The 20,099-nt window shown below is 73.9% G+C and carries 18 protein-coding genes; 10 read left to right on the top strand and 8 right to left on the bottom strand.

Annotation, left to right across the window (positions count from 1 at the left end; genetic code table 11):
• Positions 1-157 precede the first annotated feature (157 nt).
• From ACYVJE_RS05910 to ACYVJE_RS05890, 5 genes are all read left to right on the top strand, one after another.
• Complete coding sequence (locus ACYVJE_RS05910) at positions 158-448, top strand: hypothetical protein (RefSeq protein WP_459157826.1); 291 nt, start codon at positions 158-160, stop codon at positions 446-448.
• A complete protein-coding gene (locus tag ACYVJE_RS05905; protein ID WP_461143638.1) occupies positions 426-1,913 on the top strand; it encodes a sensor histidine kinase in 1,488 nt (495 codons plus the stop codon). The genes ACYVJE_RS05910 and ACYVJE_RS05905 overlap by 23 nt, the downstream gene beginning before the upstream one ends.
• Entirely contained in the window at positions 1,910-2,572 is a 663-nt protein-coding gene (locus ACYVJE_RS05900; RefSeq protein WP_461143637.1) for a response regulator transcription factor, read from the top strand. The genes ACYVJE_RS05905 and ACYVJE_RS05900 overlap by 4 nt, the downstream gene beginning before the upstream one ends.
• A 276-nt stretch (positions 2,573-2,848) precedes the next feature.
• Entirely contained in the window at positions 2,849-4,432 is a 1,584-nt protein-coding gene (locus tag ACYVJE_RS05895) for an SLC13 family permease (protein ID WP_461143636.1), read from the top strand.
• Positions 4,433-4,467: 35 nt separating this feature from the next.
• On the top strand, positions 4,468-5,631 hold the full coding sequence (locus ACYVJE_RS05890) for a glycerate kinase family protein (protein ID WP_461143635.1): 1,164 nt from the start codon (positions 4,468-4,470) through the stop codon (positions 5,629-5,631).
• A gap of 23 nt (positions 5,632-5,654) precedes the next feature.
• Here ACYVJE_RS05890 and ACYVJE_RS05885 read toward each other — a convergent pair whose 3' ends face one another.
• The gene (locus tag ACYVJE_RS05885) at positions 5,655-7,463 is read right to left on the bottom strand and encodes a gamma-glutamyltransferase family protein (protein ID WP_461143634.1); all 1,809 of its coding nucleotides are present in this window, start codon (positions 7,461-7,463) and stop codon (positions 5,655-5,657) included.
• Positions 7,464-7,660: 197 nt separating this feature from the next.
• On the opposite strand from ACYVJE_RS05885, the gene ACYVJE_RS05880 reads away from it, so the two are divergent.
• Complete coding sequence (locus tag ACYVJE_RS05880) at positions 7,661-8,704, top strand: NAD(P)-dependent alcohol dehydrogenase (protein WP_461143633.1); 1,044 nt, start codon at positions 7,661-7,663, stop codon at positions 8,702-8,704.
• Positions 8,705-8,755: 51 nt separating this feature from the next.
• On the opposite strand, the gene ACYVJE_RS05875 is transcribed toward ACYVJE_RS05880, so the two are convergent.
• Positions 8,756-10,411, bottom strand: a complete 1,656-nt coding sequence (locus ACYVJE_RS05875) for a TM0106 family RecB-like putative nuclease (protein ID WP_461143632.1) — start codon at positions 10,409-10,411, stop codon at positions 8,756-8,758.
• A 379-nt stretch (positions 10,412-10,790) separates the two neighbouring features.
• Here ACYVJE_RS05875 and ACYVJE_RS05870 point away from each other — a divergent pair, with 379 nt between their 5' ends.
• Positions 10,791-11,387, top strand: coding sequence for a DUF6474 family protein (locus ACYVJE_RS05870; RefSeq protein ID WP_461143631.1), 597 nt, complete (start codon positions 10,791-10,793; stop codon positions 11,385-11,387).
• Between the two features lie 33 nt (positions 11,388-11,420).
• On the opposite strand, the gene ACYVJE_RS05865 is transcribed toward ACYVJE_RS05870, so the two are convergent.
• From ACYVJE_RS05865 to ACYVJE_RS05845, 5 genes are read right to left on the bottom strand one after another with little or no spacing between them, the layout of a single operon-like run.
• Positions 11,421-12,413 (bottom strand): glycine betaine ABC transporter substrate-binding protein, encoded by a 993-nt coding sequence (locus ACYVJE_RS05865; RefSeq protein ID WP_459157817.1) that lies wholly within the window; start codon positions 12,411-12,413, stop codon positions 11,421-11,423.
• Positions 12,410-13,165, bottom strand: coding sequence for an ABC transporter permease (locus ACYVJE_RS05860; protein ID WP_459157816.1), 756 nt, complete (start codon positions 13,163-13,165; stop codon positions 12,410-12,412). Before ACYVJE_RS05860 ends, ACYVJE_RS05865 begins: the two co-directional genes overlap by 4 nt.
• On the bottom strand, positions 13,162-14,391 hold the full coding sequence (locus ACYVJE_RS05855; protein WP_459157815.1) for an ABC transporter ATP-binding protein: 1,230 nt from the start codon (positions 14,389-14,391) through the stop codon (positions 13,162-13,164). The genes ACYVJE_RS05860 and ACYVJE_RS05855 overlap by 4 nt, the downstream gene beginning before the upstream one ends.
• On the bottom strand, positions 14,384-15,031 hold the full coding sequence (locus tag ACYVJE_RS05850; protein WP_461143630.1) for an ABC transporter permease: 648 nt from the start codon (positions 15,029-15,031) through the stop codon (positions 14,384-14,386). The genes ACYVJE_RS05855 and ACYVJE_RS05850 overlap by 8 nt, the downstream gene beginning before the upstream one ends.
• Positions 15,032-16,681 carry a BCCT family transporter gene (locus ACYVJE_RS05845; RefSeq protein ID WP_461143788.1) on the bottom strand — a complete coding sequence of 550 codons (1,650 nt, stop codon included), beginning with the start codon at positions 16,679-16,681 and terminating at the stop codon, positions 15,032-15,034.
• Positions 16,682-16,957: 276 nt separating this feature from the next.
• Between ACYVJE_RS05845 and ACYVJE_RS05840 the strand changes: the two genes are divergently transcribed.
• From ACYVJE_RS05840 to ACYVJE_RS05830, 3 genes are all read left to right on the top strand, one after another.
• Positions 16,958-17,515 (top strand): hypothetical protein, encoded by a 558-nt coding sequence (locus tag ACYVJE_RS05840; protein ID WP_461143629.1) that lies wholly within the window; start codon positions 16,958-16,960, stop codon positions 17,513-17,515.
• Between the two features lie 119 nt (positions 17,516-17,634).
• Positions 17,635-18,363, top strand: coding sequence for a YcnI family copper-binding membrane protein (locus tag ACYVJE_RS05835; protein WP_461143628.1), 729 nt, complete (start codon positions 17,635-17,637; stop codon positions 18,361-18,363).
• Entirely contained in the window at positions 18,360-18,923 is a 564-nt protein-coding gene (locus ACYVJE_RS05830; RefSeq protein ID WP_461143627.1) for a copper resistance CopC family protein, read from the top strand. Before ACYVJE_RS05835 ends, ACYVJE_RS05830 begins: the two co-directional genes overlap by 4 nt.
• A gap of 241 nt (positions 18,924-19,164) precedes the next feature.
• Here ACYVJE_RS05830 and ACYVJE_RS05825 read toward each other — a convergent pair whose 3' ends face one another.
• Positions 19,165-20,058 carry a phosphotransferase gene (locus ACYVJE_RS05825; protein WP_461143787.1) on the bottom strand — a complete coding sequence of 298 codons (894 nt, stop codon included), beginning with the start codon at positions 20,056-20,058 and terminating at the stop codon, positions 19,165-19,167.
• Positions 20,059-20,099 lie beyond the last annotated feature (41 nt).

The raw sequence follows: 20,099 nt of genomic DNA, 5'->3' as shown, positions 1-20,099 counted from the left end.
ACGATCCGCGCGCGTCAGTCCGGTTGTGCGCACACTAGCGGTTCCCGGTCGCGGGGATCGACATCTCGCCCGCCGGGAACGTCGCGACGGGCGCGGATGAAGGCTTCTTCATCCGAGTTTCACGTCCGTTCCACCGCTGATCGCCATGATGGGGCGCATGAAGCCAGCTTCCAAGGTGGCGCTGCTGCTCACCGCGATGGCGCTGCCGCTCGGTGCCGTCCTGGTGAGCTTCGCGCTCACCGACGAACCACGCGCCCCGCAGGTCCCCGGTCGTGTCGAGGTGCGCACGCCCGAGGGAACGGCCCCGCCGTCCGGAGCGGGGGCTCCCGAGCCGTCCCCGGGGCGGGCACCCGGCAGCGCGACGGGACCGAGCGACCTCCCGCCCCCGCCGCCCGCGCACGACGACGACGCCGACGACCGGTTCGATGACGACCAGCGCGACGACTGACCCGGCCGACCGCTCGCAGGAGGCCTCGCGCCGGCGCACCGGCACGCGCATCCCGGCCCGCGCGCAGATCATGGGGTGGCTGCTGCTCGTGCTCGTGGTGGTGCTGCTGGCGGTGATCATGCTGACGCGGCAGTTCCTGCACACCGACGTGCTCAACAAGACGAGCGCCGCGCTGGAGCAGCAGGCGCGCGAGTTCAGCGCCTTCGCCGAGCAGGGCCGCGACCCGGCCACGGGGCGCGCGCTGGACGACCCCCGCGCGCTGTTCGAGACGTTCCTGTCGCAGCAGTACCCCGACCCGGAGGAGGCCCTGGTCGGCGCGTGGCGCACCCCGCAGGGCCCGCGGGCGCTGTCCCAGGAGCAGTCCCCGGCGGTGGAAGCCGTTGCGCAGGACCCCGCCGTGCTGCAGCGCCTGCTCGACGACCCGCGCACGAGCGGGCGCACGGAGACCGCCCACGGACCGATGCACTGGGTCAAGATCCGCGCGGACACCGCGCAGGGGCCGGCCTGGTTCATCACGGAGCGGTTCACCGGGCAGGACGTGGCCAACGCCGACCGGACGGTGCGGCTGATCATCGGGGTGAGCGCGGTCGGCGTCGTGCTCGCCGCGGTGGCCTCGTGGATCATCGCCGGGCTGATCCTCGCGCCCGTCCGGGACGTGCGGCGCACCGCCGCGGAGATCAGCGAGCACGACCTGACCCGCCGCATCCCGGTGCAGGGCCGCGACGACATCGCGGCCCTGGCCGAGCAGTTCAACGCCATGCTGGACCGCCTGCAGGACGCCTTCGCCACCCAGCGGCAGTTCGTCGACGACGTCAGCCACGAGCTGCGCACGCCGATCACGATCGTGCGGGGCAACCTGGAGCTGCTGGGCTACGACCCCGCCGAGCGGCAGGAGGTGGTGCGCCTGTGCACCGACGAGCTGGACCGGATGACGCGCATCGTGGAGGACCTGCTCGTGCTGGCCAAGGCCGAGCGGCCCGACTTCGCCGCGCCGGCGACCGTCTCGCTGGCCGAGCTGACCAGCGACGTGGAGACGAAGATCCGCTCGCTGGGTGATCGGCGGTGGGTGCTGGAGCACCTCGGCGAGGGCGAGGTCGTGGTCGACGAGCAGCGCGCGACCCAGGCGATGGTGCAGCTGGCGCAGAACGCGGTGCAGCACACCGAGGTGGGCTCCGAGATCCGGATCGGGTCGCGGCTGCGGCAGGGGGCGGCCCTGCTGTGGATCACCGACCACGGGCCGGGGATCGACCCGGAGCGGGCCGAGCGGATCTTCGACCGCTTCGCGCACGGCGACGGCCAGCACGCCGGGGGCGCGGGCCTGGGCCTGGCGATCGTGCGCGCCATCGCCGATGCGCACCGCGGCCGGGTGCACGTGCGGTCGCGCCCGGGCGAGGGGGCCACGTTCACCCTGGAACTGCCGGTAGCCGGACCGGACGAGCGGGAGGAGGAGCCGCAGCAGGCATGAGCAGGATCCTGATCGTGGAGGACGAGGCCCGGATCGCCGCGTTCATCGAGAAGGGGCTGCGCGCGAACGGGTTCACCCCGACGGTGGTCGCGGACGGCCCGACGGCGCAGGACCACCTGGTCACCGGCGACTTCGGCCTGGTGGTCCTCGACCTGGGGCTGCCCGGCCGGGACGGGTTCGCGGTGCTGCGCGCGGCGCGGGAGCAGCGGGTGACCGCACCCGTGATCATCCTGACCGCGCGGGACTCGGTGCACGACACGGTCGCCGGCCTCGAAGGCGGTGCGGACGACTACATGACCAAGCCGTTCCGCTTCGAGGAGCTGCTGGCCCGGGTGCGCCTGCGGCTGCGCTCCACCGACGGGGCGGGCGAGGCGACCGTGCTGCGGGCGGGTGAGCTCTCGCTGGACCTGCGCAGCCGCCGGGCCGGCACGCCGGAGGGCGCGGTGGAGCTGACCGCGCGGGAGTTCTCGATCCTGGAGGTCTTCCTGCGGCACCCGGGCCAGGTCCTGGCGCGGGAGCAGATCCTGTCGCACGTGTGGGGCTACGACTTCGACCCGGAGTCGAACGTGGTGGACGTCCACGTGCGCGGGCTGCGCCGCAAGCTCGGCGCGGAGCGCATCCGCACGGTCCGTGGCATGGGGTACCGCCTCGACGGGTGACAGGAGCACACACCTGTGGACAACTCCCTCCACAGGTGTGCACAACTCGCGTCGATCAGTCGTTTTCGCAGATCAACTCCTGTGGACAACTGCGGAACACCCGTCCGCGCGGTCGCCGCGGGAGGAGTTGTCCACAGGCCGTACCGGCCGGGGACGCGTTCCGGGAGGACACGCGCACCCCGGCTGAACGCGCTCCCGCTGCTCGTCCCGGCCGGATGAAGAAGCCCTCATCCCGGTTTCACGATCCGCTCAGCCGCCCCCGGGAACGTGGGGACCATGCAACGCGCGCACGAGGCCGGGGCGCTCGGCACCGCAGGGCCCGCGACCGGCGACCCCGGGGACGGGCGCCCCGGTGGCCCCGAGACCGGACACCCCGGCGACGGGGCGGTCGAGTACGCCACTCCGCTGCGGGCGGCGCGGGGCGCACCGGAACCCGGCACCGACACCGGCTGGGGCGTCGGCGTGACGCTCGGGGCGCTGGCCGTGCTCGGCGCCGCCGCGCTGCTCGTCGGGCCGGCACCGCCGGCACCGTCCGGGGGCGGGCTCGACCCGACCGCCCTCGGCACGATCGCCGTGTTCGCCGCCGCGATCTGCGGCTGGGTCAGCCGCCACGCCGACGACACGTTCGTGGCCCTGGCCGCGGCCGCGGCGGTGGTCGTGCTCGGCGCGCTCGACGCGGAGGACCTCTTCGAAACCCTCGGTTCCGAGCAGATCTGGCTGCTCGTGGCCGCGTTCGTGCTCGCCGCGGGCATCAACCGCACCGGCCTGCCCGCGCGGGTCGCGATCGGCCTGGCCGCCCGGGCGCACCGGCCCCGCGGACTGGTGCACCTGCTCACCGCAGGACTGGTCGTCACCGCGCTGCTCGTGCCCAGCACGAGCGGCCGCGCCGCCCTCGCGGTGCCGATCCACCGGGCACTGGCCGGGGCCTTCCCCCGCAGACCGCAGCTGGTCCGCGGGCTGGCGCTGCTGATGCCCACCGTGGTGCTGCTCTCCGCGGTCGCCACCCTCGTCGGCGCGGGCGCCCACCTCATCACCAGCCAGATCCTGGACAGCACCGTCGAGGGCGGCATCGGCTTCGCCGCGTGGCTGGCCTGGGGCCTGCCGCTGGCCGTGGTGAGCTCCCACCTCGCCGCCGAGATCGTGCTGCTGCTCAGCGCGGACCGCGCCGAGCGGCGCACCCCGCTGCGCGTGGACGCGGCGGTGCTGCGCGCCGAGCTCGGGGTGCCCGCGCGGATCACCCGCTCCGAGCAGCGGGCCCTCGCCCTGCTGCTCGCCGTCGTCCTGCTGTGGTGCACCGAAGCGGTGCACGGCCTTCCGCCGGCCCTCGTGGCCCTGGCCGGCGCCCTGCTGGTCACCCTGCCGCGGACCGGCACCGTGCCGTGGAACACCGCCATCGCCGAGATCCCCTGGTCGCTGCTGCTGTTCATGGCCGCCACCACCGCGCTCGGCACCGCCCTGCTCGAGTCCGGCACGGCGGAACGGGCCGCGGCGCTGCACGAGGGCCTCCCCGGCGGGGCGCTGCTGGTGAGCGTGGTCGTGCTCAGCGCCGCGGCCCACCTGGTGCTGCAGTCCCGCTCGGCGCGCTCCTCGGTGCTGATCCCGCTGGTCATCCCGGCCGCGATCGGCGCGGGGCTCAACCCCGTGTCCGTCGCCTTCGCCTCCACCGCAGCGGCGGGCTTCTGCCACACGCTGCCCGCCTCGGCCAAACCCGTGGCGATCTTCGCCCGGCTCGACTCCGCCCCCACCTTCGCCACGCGCGACCTGCTGCGGCTGTCCGCCGCGCTCGGCCCGGTGCTGGTGGGGCTCGTCCTCGTCTTCGCCGTGTTCATCTGGCCGGCGCTCGGACTCCCGCTGCGCTGACCCGTCCCGTCCACCCCCGACCGATGGAGCGATCCATGCGCGTGCTCATCGCCCCCAGCGGCTTCAAGGAGTGCCTCGAGGCCGAGGACGTCGCCGAGGCGATCCACCGCGGCGTCCGCCGCACCGAACCGACCGCCGCCGTCGACGTGCACCCCGTCGTCGACGGCGGCGAGGGATCGGCCCGGCAGCTCGCGCGGGCCACCGGCGGCGAGCTCGTGCCGGTGGCGGTCACCGGCCCCACCGGCGGGCCCGTCGCGGCGCACATCGCCCTGCTCGGCCCCGCGGGACCGCTCGGGGCCGCGGGGACCGCGTACGTGGAGCTCGCCGCCGCGGCCGGGCTCTCGCTCGTGCCCCGGCACCTCCGCGATCCCGGCGCGACCACGAGCCGCGGCGTGGGCGAGCTGATCCGCGCGGCGCTGGACAGCGGCGCCCATCGCGTCCTGCTCGGCTGCGGCGACTCCGGGGTGTGCGACGGGGGCGCGGGAGCGCTGCGCGCCCTCGGCGCCCGCGTGCACGACGCCGGCGGTACCGAGCTGCCGCCGGGCGGGGCGGCGCTGGCCCGGGTGGCCGGCATCGACCTCAGCGGGCTCGACCCGCGGCTGGCGGAGGCGGAGATCGAGCTCGCGGTCAACCCGAACAACGTGCTCTGCGGGCAGCGCGGCGTGGCCCGCGTTTTCGGGCCGCAGAAGGGAGCGGGTCCGCAGCTCGTCGAGCAGCTCGACGCGGCCATGCGCGCCTGGGCCCGGGCGCTGGCCGCGCGCGGGGCCGGTGATCTCGCCGCGGTCGCCGGCGGTGGCGCCTCCGGCGGCCTCGGCGCCGGTCTCGCCGGTGCGCTCGGCGCCCGCCTGCGCTCGCGGTTCGACGTGTTCCTCCCGGAGTCCACACTGGACGCGCGGGTGGCCGCCGCGGACCTGGTGATCACCGCGGAGGGCTCGGTCGACGCCTCCACCGCGGGCAAGGTCCCCGCCGAGGTCGCCCGCCGCGCGAAGCGGCTCGGCACACCGGTGATCGCCCTGTGCGGCACGATCGGTCCGGACGCGGAGGCCGACCTCCACGCCGGAATCGACGCCGTGGCCAGCATCCTCACCGGACCCGTCGACCTCGGCGCAGCCATCGAGCGGGCGCCGGACCTGCTCGCCGGCGCCGCGGCCCGCAGCCTGCGGATGGTCATGGTCGGACGGCAGCTGCCCGCAGCGTGAGGCGCGCGCCGGCCGCTGCGCGCTCAGCGGCCGGCGGCGTAGCCCTGCGCACCGCGCGGGTTCGCCGCCGCGCGCAGCACCCCCGTGTCGGGCTCGCGGGAGACCGCCGAGAGCCGCCCCAGCGCCCACGACCCCGCGTCGACGACCTCGTGGCCGCGCTCGCGCAGCGCGGCGAACCGCTCCGCGCCGAGCCGGGACTCGGCCACGACCCGGCCCGGTTGCCAGGACCGCGGGAAGAACGACCCGGGGAAGGCGGTGGTGTGCCAGGCGGGCGCGTCGATCGCCTCCTGCAGGTTGAGCCCGCCGTGCACGTGCGCCAGCCAGAAGCACAGCTGCCACTGGTCCTGCTGGTCCCCGCCCGGCGTGCCGAACGACAGCACCGCGTCGTCACCGCGCAGCGCCATCGACGGGCTCAGCGTCAGGCGCGGCCGCCTGCCCGGGGCCAGCGAGTTCGGCAGGCCCTCGTCCAACCAGAACATCTGGGCCCTGCTGCCCAGGCAGAACCCGAGCTCGGGGATCCACGGGGAGGACTGCAGCCACCCGCCGGACGGCGTCGCCGAGACCATGTTCCCCCACCGGTCGACGACGTCGAGGTGCACCGTGTCGCCGCGGGTCGCGCCCGTGGCGGCCACCGTCGGCTCACCGAGGCCGACACCGCTCGTGTCGATCGCCGCACCGCGGCCGCGCTCCTCGGCGATGTGCCGCGGCAACCGGACCGCGCGCCCGCCCGGGTTCCCGGGCCGCAGCTCGAACGAGGCCCGCTCGCCCAGCAGCGCGCGCCGCTGCCCGGCGTACTCGCGGGAGACCAGGTCCGCGGCCGCGGCCGGGTCGGCCGAGTCGCCGTAGAAGGCCTCGCGGTCGGCGAAGGCCAGCTTCGCGGCCTCCAGCGCCAGGTGCACCGCGTCCGCGTCCGGCACGCCGTCGACGTAGCGCAGGCGCTCGCCGGACCCCTCCAGCAGGCGCAGCTGCTGCGCCAGCACCGGGCCCTGCGTCCAGATCCCGAACTTCGCCAGCGTCCACCCGCCGTCCAGGTCGGTCAGCAGCGGGTCCTCGTAGCTCGCCCGGAAGGAGGCGAGGTCGTGGGCGGTGATGACCCCGGCGTGCTCGCGCCCCGAGTTGTCCCGGTGCGGAGTGCGCGCGAACTTCTCGACCGCCTCCGCGACGAAGCCCTCCGCCCAGGCCCGCCGGGCCGCGTCGATGCGGTTCTCCCGGCTGCCGCCCGCGCCGTCGGCCGCGGCGAGCAGCCGCTCCCACGTGTCCGCCAGCACGGGGTTGCGCAGCATCGCCCCCGGCGGCGGGGCCTCGCCCCGGACGAGCCACTGCTGCGCCGAGCTCGGCCAGTGCTCGGTGAACAGCGCGCGCACCGCCTCGATCGTGGTGCTGATGCGCTCGACCGCGGGGAACCCGCCGCGGGCGTAGCCGATGGCGTGGCGCAGCACCTCCCGCAGGGACTTCGTGCCGTGGTCGCGCAGCAGCACCAACCACCCGTCCCACGCGCCCGGCACCGTCGCGGCCAGCAGCCCGGTCCCGGGGACGAGGTCGAGGCCGAGCTCGTCGCGGTAGTGCTCGATCGTCGCCCCCGCCGGCGCCGGTCCCTGCCCGCACAGCGCGCGGGTGCGGCCCTCGCGCGCGCTGTGCAGCAGCGCGGGCAGCTCACCACCGGGGCCGTTCAGGTGCGGCTCGACGACCTGGAGCACGAAACCGGCGGCCGCGGCCGCGTCGAAGGCGTTGCCGCCGTCCTCGAGCACGGCCATCCCGGAGGCGGAGGCGAGCCAGTGGGTGCTGGCGACCATGCCGTGCGTGCCGACCAGTTCGGGGCGCGTGGTGAACATGGGCTCACCGTACGTCGAGATCACACGGCCGGGCGATACCCGCGCGCGGACCGGCGCACCCGCCCGGGAGCCGGGGGCGCGCCCGCGCATCTCCCGTGCGCCGCACCGCAGCCGCGCGGAGGATGGCCGCAGCAAGGGCCGCGCGGCGGGCCGGAACGCGCCGGCGCAGGCAGGACCGAGCGGAAGGGAACCGGTTCATGAGAGCCGTGCAGTACACCGAAGTCGGAACGAAACCCCGCGTCACCGAGATCCCCGCACCCGAACCCGGCCCCGGTCAGGTGCTGCTGCGCGTCACCGCAGCGGGCATGTGCCACTCCGACCTGGCCGTGATGAACTGGCCCGCCGAGCAGTTCCCGTACGAGCTGCCGCTGACGCTGGGCCACGAGGGCGCCGGCACCGTCGCCGCCGTCGGAGACGGGATCACCACCGTCGCCGAGGGCGAGGAGTACGCCGTGTACGGCTCGTGGGGGTGCGGCCGGTGCCACTCGTGCTCGCTCGGCCGGGAGAACTACTGCACCCGCGCCGAGGAGCTCGGCATCCACCCGCCCGGCCTCGGCGCGCCCGGCGCGCTGGCCGAGTACCTGCTCGTCGACGATCCGCGCCATCTCGTCCCGCTGGACGGCCTCGACCCGGCGCAGGCCGCACCGCTCACCGACGCCGGGCTGACGCCGTACCACGCGGTGCAGCGCTCGCTGCCGAAGCTCGGCGGCGGCAGCACCGCCGTCGTCATCGGCGCCGGCGGTCTCGGCCACCTGGCCGTCCAGATACTGCGCGCCTGCACACCCGCCCGGGTGGTGGCCCTGGACGTGGCCGACGAGAAGCTCGAACTGGCCCGGGAAGTCGGCGCGCACGAAGCCGTGCGCGCCGACGACGGCGCGATCAGCAGGGTCGCCGGGCTCACCGGCGGCCGCGGTGCCGAAGTGGTGCTGGACTTCGTCGGCGCGGAACCGACGGTGCGCCTGGATCCGCGCCTCGTCGCCGTGGAGGGCGACATCACCATCGTCGGCATCGGCGGCGCCTCGGTGCAGGTCGGGTTCGGGCTGCTGCCGTTCGAGGCCTCCGTGACCGCCCCGTACTGGGGCACGCGGGCGGAGCTGATCGAACTGCTCGCGCTGGCGCGCAGCGGCGACGTGCGCGCCCACGTGGAGACCTTCGCCCTGGACCGCGGCCCCGAGATCTACGAGCGGTTCGAGCGCGGCGAGATCCGCGGCCGCGCGGTGCTGCTGCCGGACGGCGGCTGAGGAGCGGGCCCACCGCTCGCCGGGACCGCGCTGTTCACGGGCACGCGCTGTTCACAGGTCCGCGGCGGCGGGGACGTCGTAGACCCCTTCCGAGGTCATCCACTCCCGGACGGTCCACGTCGCCCGCACGTCGTCCTCGTTGTAGGTGAGCAGGCGCGTCCGCTGCTCCGGCGCGGCGGGCGTGCCGCCGAGCCCGACGGCCGCGCGGTACCAGCGCATCGAGTTCGCCCCGCCGGCCTCCGCGTCGCGCCAGGAGAAACCGGCGCACGGGGCCACCACCTTGAGCCCCTTGCCGTTCGGGCACAGGAACTGGTCGCGCACCACGGCGAACAGGTCCACCCACTCGTGGGACCTGATGAACCTGCGCACGTCCTCCACCGGGGGCACGCCGGGCTTGCCGGCGAACCGCTGCGCCGAGGAGAGCAACCACCGGTTCTCCGCGAGCTCGTTGTAGCAGTACGCGCGGAAGCTCAGGCCGCGCTCGGAGGCGAGCTGCCGCACCCGGCGCAGCCAGGTCCAGAACTCGGCGAACGAACGGGCCTCGTCGTCCGACGGCAGCGGGTCCCACGTGGCGAAACCGTGGTAGCCGCGGCGAATCCCGATGTCCACACCGGACAACCAGCAGCCCCACAAGTAGGCGCCGGAGTCGGCGTAGCTCTCCATGTCCACATCGACTTCCACGTCCGCACGCGGCACCTGGACGGTGCGGTTCCGCCGCACCATCGGGAAATCGTTCAGCCACGCCTTCGCCAGCAGCACCACGTCCGCGCTCTTGCCGTTCGCCAGCGGCAGCTCGGAAGCGCGGCTGACGGGAAGCGCCGCGAGGTCGTCCACTGTGGAAACACCGTGCTCGCGCAGGGCCGCCGCGTCCTCACCGCGCACCACGAGGCTGACGTCGCGCGCGGCGTGCAGCTGCTGCGCGCACACCGGCCACCACGGGCACGTCTTGCACTCGTTGATCCGCGACGGCTGCGCCAGCGGCTCCGCCCCCGCCGCGGCCGCGGCGGCCACGGCCACCCGGTCGGCGAACCGCCGGTCGTACTCGGTCAGCGCCGTCCGCCCGTCCGGCCACGTCGGCGCACCGAGGTCGTGCCAGAGCACGGCATCGGCCTCCACCCCGATGACGCCGCCGGCCGGGCCGTGCAGCGGCGGGACGGGGGTCGCGGCACCCATGCCGCACGCCTGCAGCAGCCGCATCGCGTGCGCCAACCGCAGCTGGTCCCGCGCGTTCGACCGCGGCTTGCGGGTCTCGTCCACCCACGCCGCACCGGGCACCGGCTTGTCCACAGCGGAAACACGCGCGCCCCGGCCCGGGTTCGTCGTCTTGTGCCGCACCACCAGCACCGGCACGTAACCGTCGCCGAAGCGGACCAGCAGATCGATCCCGCCGGTCGCACCGCGCTGCCCGTCGGTCGGCAGCTGGGCGTCCGAGATGTAGGCGGCACCCGCGCGCATCGCCGCGGCCGTGGCCTCCTCCCGCGCGGCGCCGCCCCCGCCCCGCGGGATCACGACGAGCTCGGAGCCGAACAGGTGGCCGAGCCGCTCCGCGACGAGCGAGCGGTGCTCGGCCGCATCGGCGATGCGCTGTTCCGCGCCCGGGTCCTGCGGCGCGGTCACCGCACCGCGCATCCCCGGGTCGTGGTCCAGGTGCACCCGGCGACGGCAGCGCGAGACCTCAGCGGCCTCGAGCAGCACCTGTTCGTTCACAATCCGCAGCGTAAGCCCCACCTCCAGGGGGTGCGGAGTGCACCCCGGGCGCACAGTGCGTGATTTCACCCCTTCACGAGTGGTGTGGCCCGGGTGGCGGCGTGGTCCGGTGGCAGAACCTCGGGCAGATTCCCGCTCCGGGTGCTCGACATCGAGCAGCCACGCTGATCGGGCAGTTCGCATCCGACTGTCCCGTTTCGGCGCGGCAGCGCCGAGGAAGTCTCGTCGCAGATCCACTCACCTCACATGCCCCCCGACACGCGAGGAGGGGTCGGCGCTGAGTCGTGCGTGACCGCCCGCCGACGTACAGTGATCGCCGAGGGGTGGCGAGCGCACGGCACCACCGGCCGCGAGCGAACGATCAGGGAGGTCGGCTGCGATGACACGAGTGGGGCGGCGGACGCCGGGCGGCGGCAAGCACAGCACCGCCGTGGAGTCCGCGAAGGAGCAGCGCAAAGCGGCCGCTGAGCACCGCAAAGCAGCCAAGATCGAGCAGCGGGCGCGGCAGGCGGAGCAGAAGGCCCGCGAGAAGGGCGAGCACGGCCGGGTGACACCCGGCAACGCGAAGAAGCTCATCGGCGTGGCCAAGGTCGTCGGCCCGGTCCTCGCGCCCTACCTCGCCGCTGCCGCCGGGACCGCCCGCGAGCGCTACGACCGCATGCGGGCCCGCCACCTCGGCGTGGCCGTCGAGGACGTCGGCCACTACACCGGCCACGGCGCCGCGCTGCACGCGCGCATCGCCGGGGACCACCGCGCGCTGACCGACCTGCGGCAGCAGGCCGCGCGTTCGGGCGCGGAGGAGAAGGCCGCCACCGAGCAGTTCGCCGAGCGCACGGACGCGCGGCTGGAGCAGCTCACCGGAGCCGTCCGCGCTGCCGAGCGGCTGCCCGCCGCCCGCCGGCGCTCGGCCCACCGGGCCGTGACCGAGGACCTCGCCCGCATCGAGGACGAACTGCTCGGCAAGTTCGGCGTCTGAGCCGCGGATCCGGCTGGCGCGGTGGTCCGGTGCTCAGGGGATGCGCACGAGCCCCTTCGCGGCGAGCCACTCGCGCGCCACGTCCGCCGGGTCCCGGCCGTCGACGTCGACCCGGGCGTTCAGGCGCATCAGCTCGTCGTTGCTCAGCAGCTCCGAGATCCTGCCGAACAACCCGGACAGCTGCGGGTAGCGCTCGAACGTGGGCACCCGCATGGTCATCGCCAGGTTGTACCGCGGGAAGAACGACCGGTCGTCGACGAGCACGCGCAGGTCCATCGCCCGGATCCGGCCGTCGGTGGTGAACACCTCGCCGAACGTGCACGTCCCGTTGGCCGTGGCCTGGTAGATGCTGCCGGTGTAGAGCGTGCGGACCCGCTGCGGATCGGCCCGGAACCCGTAGGCCCGCTGCACCCCGGGGAAACCGTCGTTGCGGCTGGCGAACTCGGTCTCCACGCAGAACGTGGCCTCCTCCGGCCGCTCGCGCACGATCCGCGGCAGGTCGGAGAGCTCGTGCACGTCGAGGCGGCGCTGCGCCTCGGCGCTGACGGCGAAGCCGTAGGTGTTGTCCACGGCGAAGGCGGGCGAGGTCCACGCGATGTCGTTGCGCAGGCGGTCCTGCCGGCGCACCGCCCGGTACTGCTCCTGCGGGTCCGCGATCGGCTCGGTGTTGCCGTTGTAGTTCACCCAGGCGACGCCGGTGTACTCCCACATGAGGTCGATCTGGCCGCCGACCAGCGCGTTGCGCGCGCTGGACGAGCCGGTGATGTTGCTCAGGTCCCGCACGCGCGCCCCCGCGGCGCTGAGCGCGAACTCGGCCAGGTAGGCGAGCACGACCTGCTCGGTGTAGTCCTTCGACCCGACGGTGAACGTGACGCCCTCCAGCTCCGGCACCGGGCGGATCCGCCCCGGCCGCACCGGCAGCGGCAGCGCCGATCCGGAGCTCAGGCCGCACCCGGCCAGCGCCGCGCCCGCGGCGGCGGCCCCGGCCAGCCGGAGCAGGCCCCTGCGCGGCACGCCCGCCGTCATCGCAGCCCCCTCGGCGACAGGTAGGTCTCGGCCAGCGCCCCGAGCCAGTCCACCAGCAGCGCCAGCGCCATGGACAGCACGGCGCCGACGCCGAGCACCGTCCAGTTGCTCAGCTTGTAGCCGGTGTCGATGAGCTCGCCGAGGCCGCCGGCGCCGACGAACAGCGCCAGCGTCGCCGTGCCCACGGCCAGCACGAGAGCGGTGCGCAGCCCGGCGAGGATGAACGGCACGGACAGCGGCAGCTCGATGCGCAGCAGCACCCCGGTCGCGGACATGCCGATGCCGCGCCCCGCGTCGACCAGCTCGGGATCCACCTGGCGCAGCCCCACGATCGTGTTGCGCAGCACCGGCAGCAGCGAGTACAGCGCGATCGGCAGCACCGCCACCCAGAACCCGGTGGAACCGCCGGTGAGCAGGAAGAACAGCACGATCAGCCCGACGGCGGGCGCGGCCTGGCCGACGTTGGCCACGCCGATGACCAGCGGCGCCAACCTGCGCGCCCGCGGGCGGCTGAGCAGCACGCCCAGCGGCACGGCCACGAGCACCACGATCAGCGCCACGGCCGCGCTCATCAGCAGGTGCTGCCAGGTCAGGCTCAGCAGCGTGGGGGCGTTGAGGCTGCGCGCGGTGACCTCGTCCACGCCCCGGCCGAAGGCCCACCCGAGCACCGCGGTGACGAGCACGACCGCGGTGACCGGCTGGACGAGCAGCCGCCACCGGTTCGACCGGGCGCCCGCCGGCGCGCCGCTCACCGCGCCCCCTCGGAGCTGCCGGCCCCGCCGGCGGCACCGCCCTCGGCGGGGTTGCCGGGGCCGTGCTCCTCCTGCAGCGATTTGATCGTGGCCATCACCGTGTCGATGTCCACCACCCCGACGTACTCGCCGCGGGACCCGGTCACCACCGCCACCCCGTCGTCGTCGGTGAGGATCGCCTCCAGGGCGTCCTGCAGCGTGGAGGCGGGCGAGACGCTGTCCTCCACGGCGCGCCCCGCCGCCGACAGCGTCCGCACCGAGGCCGCCTCGCGCGCGGTGGCCCAGCGCACCGGGCGGTCGCGGCGGTCGAGCACCAGCCCGATCGCGCCGCGCCGACCGCCGAGGCGCTCGCGCAGCGCCGCCGGGTCCTCGTCGAGCTTCGCGGTCGGCACCGCGCCGAGGCTGATCTCGCGCACGCGGCGCAGCGTCAGCTGCTTCAGCGCGGCCCCGGCGCCGACGAACCCGGCCACCGTGTCGTCCGCCGGACTGGCCAGGATCGCCTCGGGCGCGTCGTACTGCAGCACGCGCGAGCGCTCGCCGAGCACGGCGATGCGATCGCCGATCTTGACGGCCTCGTCGAAGTCGTGCGTGACGAACACGATCGTCTTGCCCAGGTCGGCCTGCAGCCGCATGAGCTCGTCCTGCAGCACGCCGCGCGTGATCGGGTCGACCGCGCCGAACGGTTCGTCCATGAGCAGCACCGGCGGGTTCGCGGCGAGCGCGCGGGCCACCCCGACCCGCTGCTGCTGCCCGCCGGAGAGCTGCCGCGGGTACCGGCCGCGGTACTCGGCCGGGTCCAGCCCGACCAGGTCGAGCATCTCGTCGACGCGCTCGGGGATGCGGGCGCGCTCCCAACCGACCAGCCGCGGCACCATGCCGACGTTGTCGCCGACGGTCAGGTGCGGGAACAGGCCGCTGTGCTGGATGGCGTAGCCGATCTCGCGGCGCAGCCGGTCCGGGTCGAGCCCCAGGACGTCCTGGCCGCCGATGGTGATGCGCCCGGACGTGGGCTCGATCAGCCGGTTGATCATCCGCATCGTGGTGGTCTTGCCGCTGCCGGAGGGGCCGACCAGCACGACCGTCTCGCCCGCCGGGATCGTCATCGTCACCGACTCGACGGCCGGCTCCTTCTGCCCGGGGTAGTGCTTCGACACCGACTCGAGACGGATCTCCACCCCGTGGCCGCTCACCGGCTCGCCGCCGGCCTGCTCGCGTCCCTCAGCCACGCAGCCCCCTCGGTGTCGTCACCCTGCCGACGAGCACGAGCAGCGCGTCGAGCACGAGCGCCAGCACGATCACGCCGATCGTGCCGGTCAGCGCCATGTTCAACGCGTTCGCCCCGCCCAGCCGGGTGAATCCGCTGAAGATCAGGTTGCCCAGGCCCGGGCCCTTCGCGTAGGCGGCGATGGCGGCGATGCCCATGAGCATCTGCGCGCTCACGCGCATGCCCGCGAGGATGGCCGGCCAGGCCAGGCGCAGCTCCACGCGCAGGAGCACACCGGCCCGGCTCATGCCGATGCCGCGGGCCGCGTCCACGACGGGGCGGTCCACGGCGGCCAGGCCGACGATCGTGTTGCGCACGATCGGGAGCAGCGCGTAGAGGACGAGGGTCACCACCGACGGGGCGACCCCCAGGCCCAGCGCGGGGATCAGCAGTCCGAACAGGGCGAAGGACGGGATCGTCAGGACCGCGCTGGACAGTGCAGTAGCGATCGCCGCCCCGGCGGGGCTGCGGTAGACCGCAACCCCGACCAGGACGCCGAAGAGCGTGGCCAGCGCGACGCACTGCACCACCATGCTCGCGTGCTGGTAACCGTCGACCAGCACCTGCTGCCACCTGGATGCGAGGTAATCCAGGAAGTTCACTCAGCGACCGCTCCCCGCGGAGGAGTCCTCCCCGGAGTCTTCCGAGCTCTCGTCGCCGTTCTCGACCGGCGTGGTCACCAGCTCGAAGTCGCCGTCGTGCTCCTCCGTGCCGGCGATGACCGCCCGCTCGAGCACCTCGGCACCCTTCTCGCTGCGCAGCATCATCGGGTCGCTGCGCAGGTCCTTGACCAGCGCTGCGCACAGGAAGATCAGCACGATCACGAACGGCGAGGCCGCGATGATCGTGGTCTGGTTCAACCCGTCGAGCGCGTCCTCACCGCCGATGAGCAGCATGGCCACGGCCACACCACCCATGACCAGACCCCACAGCACGACCACGTACTTGCTCGGCTTCGTGCTGCCGCGCTGCGACATCGAGCCGACCACGACCGAGGCGGAGTCCGCACTGGTGATGAAGAAGTTGATGATCAGCAGCATGGCCAGCACGCTGGCGATCAGGCCGAACGGCAGCTGGTCGAACAGCTGGAACAGCTGCGCCTCGGCGCTGTCCGCACCGGCCAGGTCCGCGCCCGTCCGCTGCTGGTACAGCGCGGTACCGCCCATGATCGCGAACCAGACCAGGCTGATCACGCTGGGCACGAGGATGACGCCGCCGACGAACTGGCGGATCGTGCGGCCGCGGCTGATCCGCGCGATGAACATGCCGACGAACGGCGACCAGGAGATCCACCAGGCCCAGTAGAAGATGGTCCAACTGGACAGCCAGCTGGACATCTCCTCACCGCCGGTCACACCGGTGCGGGAGACCATCTCGCCGAAGTTCTGCAGGTAGGACCCGGCCGACGTGGGCAGCAGGTCCAGCATGAACACGGTCGGGCCGACGATGAAGACGAACAGCGCCAGCAGGAACGCCAGGACCATGTTGCTGTTGGACAGCAGCTGGATGCCCCTGGCCACGCCCGACACGGCCGAGACGATGAAGATCGCGATCAGCACGGCGATGATCATCACCAGAACCGGCTGGGTGACGTTGCCGACCCAGCCCACGTGCTCCAGACCGGCGCCGATCTGCGTGGCACCGATGCCCAGCGAGGCCGCGGTGCCGAAGATCGTGGCGAACACCGCCAGCGAGTCGATGACCTTGCCGATCGGCGTGTCGTTCGCGCGGTTGCCGAAGAACGGCACGAACGCGGAGCTCAGCAGCTGCGGCCGACCGCGCCGGTAGCTGGCGTAGGCGATCGCCAGGCCGACGACCGCGTAGATCGACCACGGGTGCAGCGTCCAGTGGAACAGCGACGTGGACATCCCCGTCCGCAGCGCGGCATCCGTACCGGCCGGCACCGATCCCGGAGGAGTATCGGTGAAGTGCGTGAGCGGCTCCGAGGCCCCGTAGAACATCAGGCCGATGCCCATGCCCGCCGCGAACATCATCGCGATCCACGAGCTGGTGCGGAACTCCGGGCCCTCGTCGTCCGCACCCAGCGGGATCCGCCCGTAGCGGCTGAACGCCAGCCACAGGGCGAAGACCACGAAGCCGGTGCCCGCGAGGACGAACAGCCAGCCGCCGTCGGTGACGAGCACATCGATCGCGGAGCTCGCGAACGAGGTCAGCGACTCGGTGCCGAGGACGCCCCAGGCGATGTAGGCCACCGCGGCGACGCCGGCGATGGTGAACACCACCCAGTCCATGCGTCCGGGCCGGTCAGCGGCGCTCTGGACCGTTTCCTGCTCTTCGGTTCTGCGCTTCTCGGTTATTTCTGTTTCAGTCGACACAGATGCTGGCGTCGGATCGACGACGCCCCTCCTTTCCGACGTCAGTGGCGAACACCCGTCCACGGCCGCCCGGCAGTGCCGGCCACCGAAGCAGGTCCGGGTGGCGCACCGCCTAGACAGTGGCCCAAACGGGTGAAGATGGCAAGAGCACCTGCGCTCAGCGTGTTGGAACCGACACTTAGACTCGCCACCGTGTCCGTTCAGCTCGCTCCTGCGCAAGGCCTCCTTCGCTGGCTGCGCGGTGTTGGGCTGACCACCACCTCGGCTGCACTCTCCGTGGCCGCGCACGCGGCCGCCGGAGGCGCGCTACCCGACCCCGGGGTCACAGCCGTTATCACCGCCCTCCTCGCAAGTGCCGGTGTAGCGCTCGCCGATCGCCAACGCGGACCGCTCGGGATTCTAAGCGCTCTCGCCGCGAATCAAATGGCGTTTCACGTATTTTTTCAACTCTCCGGCGCGCACGCGGCCCACCCGGTGCATCCGGCCACACCGTTCGCACCGGTGCAAATGGCGTTCGGCCACATCGCCTCCGCAATCTTGACCGGATTGTTACTGAGCAGCGCCGAGCGCGCGCTGTTCGGGGTCGCGCGCTTTCTGCGCCGCGTCCTTCCGCGAGTTCCCCACCGTACCCCGCCGCCCGCGCGGGAAACGTGCGTCGCGTGCATTCCCGCACGTTCCCGGCGGCTCATCGCGCAGTTGACCGCCCAACGAATTCACGCGCTCCGCGGCCCGCCGGCGCCCGCCCGGTAACGCATTTCACGCGACGGCGAGCGGAATCACCGGCGCTCGATTGTTGCGCTTTCGTCATTCGCGGCGCGAATCCAGCGCGATTCGCGCCGAAACCCGGACCGCGGAGAACGATCGCAAAGTTGTCAACAAAAAGACTTGTCACCCGATCAGGTGTACTTCTCGGGACGTGCGGGCTCACCGGCCTGCTCGGCGCGCCGCTGGCCGCGGCGCACGTCACGGTCGAACCGGACACCGCCGCGCGGGGGGACAGCGCCGACGTCACCTTCACCGTGCCCAACGAGCGACCCGACGCCGGCACCGTGCGCGTCCGCGTGCGGTTCCCGCAGGAGGCCCCCATCAGCTCGGTGCGCACCAAACCGGTGCCCGGCTGGGACGCGCACGTCGAGAAGCGGCACCTCGACCGCCCGGTCGAGGTCGCCGGCAGCGAGGTCACCGAAGTCGTCCGCAGCATCACCTGGACCGCGCAGGAGGGCACGCGGATCGGCCCCGACCAGTACGCCGAGTTCGAGGTCAGCATCGGCGCGCTCCCGACGAGCACCGACCGGGTCGTGCTGCCCACCGCGCAGACCTACGACAGCGGGGAGGTCGTCAACTGGGACGCGCAGCCCGCGGGCGAAGGCCGGCCCGAACCGGAGCACCCCGCCCCCAGCGTGCAGCTGACCAGCGGCGGCGGAGGTGGTGAGCAGGAGCGCGGCACGGCCCGGGCCACCGGATCCGGCGAGTCCGCGGGACAACCGGCCACCGACACCACCGCCCGCTGGGTCGGCGGTGCCGGGCTCGCCGTCGGCGCGCTCGGTCTCGGCATCGCCCTCGGCACCCTGCTGCGCATCCGAGGAGGCAAGCGGTGACCCCGAGCGCGCGATCCACCCGGACGGCACGAGTCCCGCACCGCCCGGCCCGCCTGCTGGTCGTGGCACTGGTCACGCTCCTGGCCGGGCTCGGCGGCGCGGGAACCGCCTCCGCGCACAACACCCTCGTCGACAGCGACCCCGCGGACGGTGCGCAGCTGCGCAGCGGACCCGGCGACGTGCATCTCGTCTACGACCAGCCCGTGCGCGAGGGGTACAACACCGTCAGCGTCACCGGCCCGCACGGCGGGCACTGGACCGGCGGCGAGGCGCGCGTGCGGGACAACGAGGTGACCGTCCCCGTGCGGGAGCTCGGGCCAGCCGGGGAGTACACCGTCGGCTACCGGGTGCTGTCCAACGACGGGCACCCGGTGACCGGCGAGATCACCTTCCGGCTCACCCGGGAGCAGGGCGGCAGCCCGGCACCACCACCGGAGAGCTCCGCGGACGGCGCCGAGGCCGGCGGCGGCGCGCCCGCGTGGCCGTGGATCGCCGGTGCCGCCGCGCTCGTGGCGATCGGGGCGGGGCTGGCGCTGCGCCTCGGGCGCCCCGGCAGATGACGAGGACCTGACGCGGGCTCCCTCAGCGGATCGGCTGGCGCAGCGGAGCGGGCCTCGGGCAGCCACCGGAAGGGCCCGCTCCCGCCTCGAACTGGCGGGCGAATTCGGCCGCGCCGAAGACCGGACGATCCACCTGGGATTTTCCCGCTGAGCGGAAGAACGCTCCGGCTGTCGCCGAGCGGTGCCCCAGCGGCGGTGAATCGCAGCCGGCATCGCCCGGGCGGTCAACTCCGGCGCGCGGTCAGCACGAGCGGTACGGCGCCCACGCGGTGTCCAAGTCCCCCGCGCGCATCGTGCGCAACCGGTGCCGCAGCTGCTCGGCGATCCGCGGATTGCTGCGCAGCACCGGCAGCGCGCTCGCCGTGATCTTCAGCTCGCGCAGCGCGCGCAGCAGCGGGAACTCCGGCCGACCCGTGACATCGGTGCCGTAGGTGGCCGCGAAGCGCCGGTACCGCTCCGGCGGGTGCCCCATGCGCAGGTGCCCCACCGCCAGCGGTGTCATGTCCCACTCGGGCGGGCCCGCGCACATCGAGTCGAGATCGCACAGCACCGGTCCCCGCGGGCCGAGGATGACGTTGCCCAGGTGCGCGTCCCCGTGCACCGCCGCGCGGGTGAGCCGCGCCCGCTGCGCCGAGAGCCGGTTGCGCAGCGATTCGCACCGGTGCAGCAGGAACGCGCGGTCCTCGGCCGAGAGCTCCTCGGCATCGGCGACCTTGCGCCGCACGTCGGCGATCGGGTCCCACTCGGGCAGCTCCGGCGCGGGCGCGACGGTGTGCAGCTCCCGCAGCAGGGAACCGAGGTGCTCCGCGCTCGGCTCCCCCGCGTCGGGGACCGCCCGCCACAGCGTCGCGACGTAACCGCCCGCCACCACGGGCTGCGGCACGTCCGGCAGCAGGCGCACGGCGGGGACGTCGTTCTCGGCGAGCCAGCGCGCCGCCACCACGACCGCGCGCGCCCGGTGCGACAACGAAGGCGCCAGCACGATGCGGACGACGACATCGTGCCGGCGCAACCGGAAGACCGCGTTGTTGACGAACCGGAGCAGCCGCGCACCGCGGGGGTCCAGCCCCGCCTGCGCGCACACCTGCGCCAGAGCGATCGACAGCCGCGCGCGCGAGCGGCGGTTCCGCGTCACCGGCCGCGCCGGTGACGTCTCGGTACCACCGCCCCCAGCGG

The sequence above is a fragment of the Salinifilum aidingensis genome (genome assembly GCF_054782015.1).
Note: the sequence above shows the minus strand (reverse complement) of the source record. Positions and strands in the feature narration are given on the sequence as shown.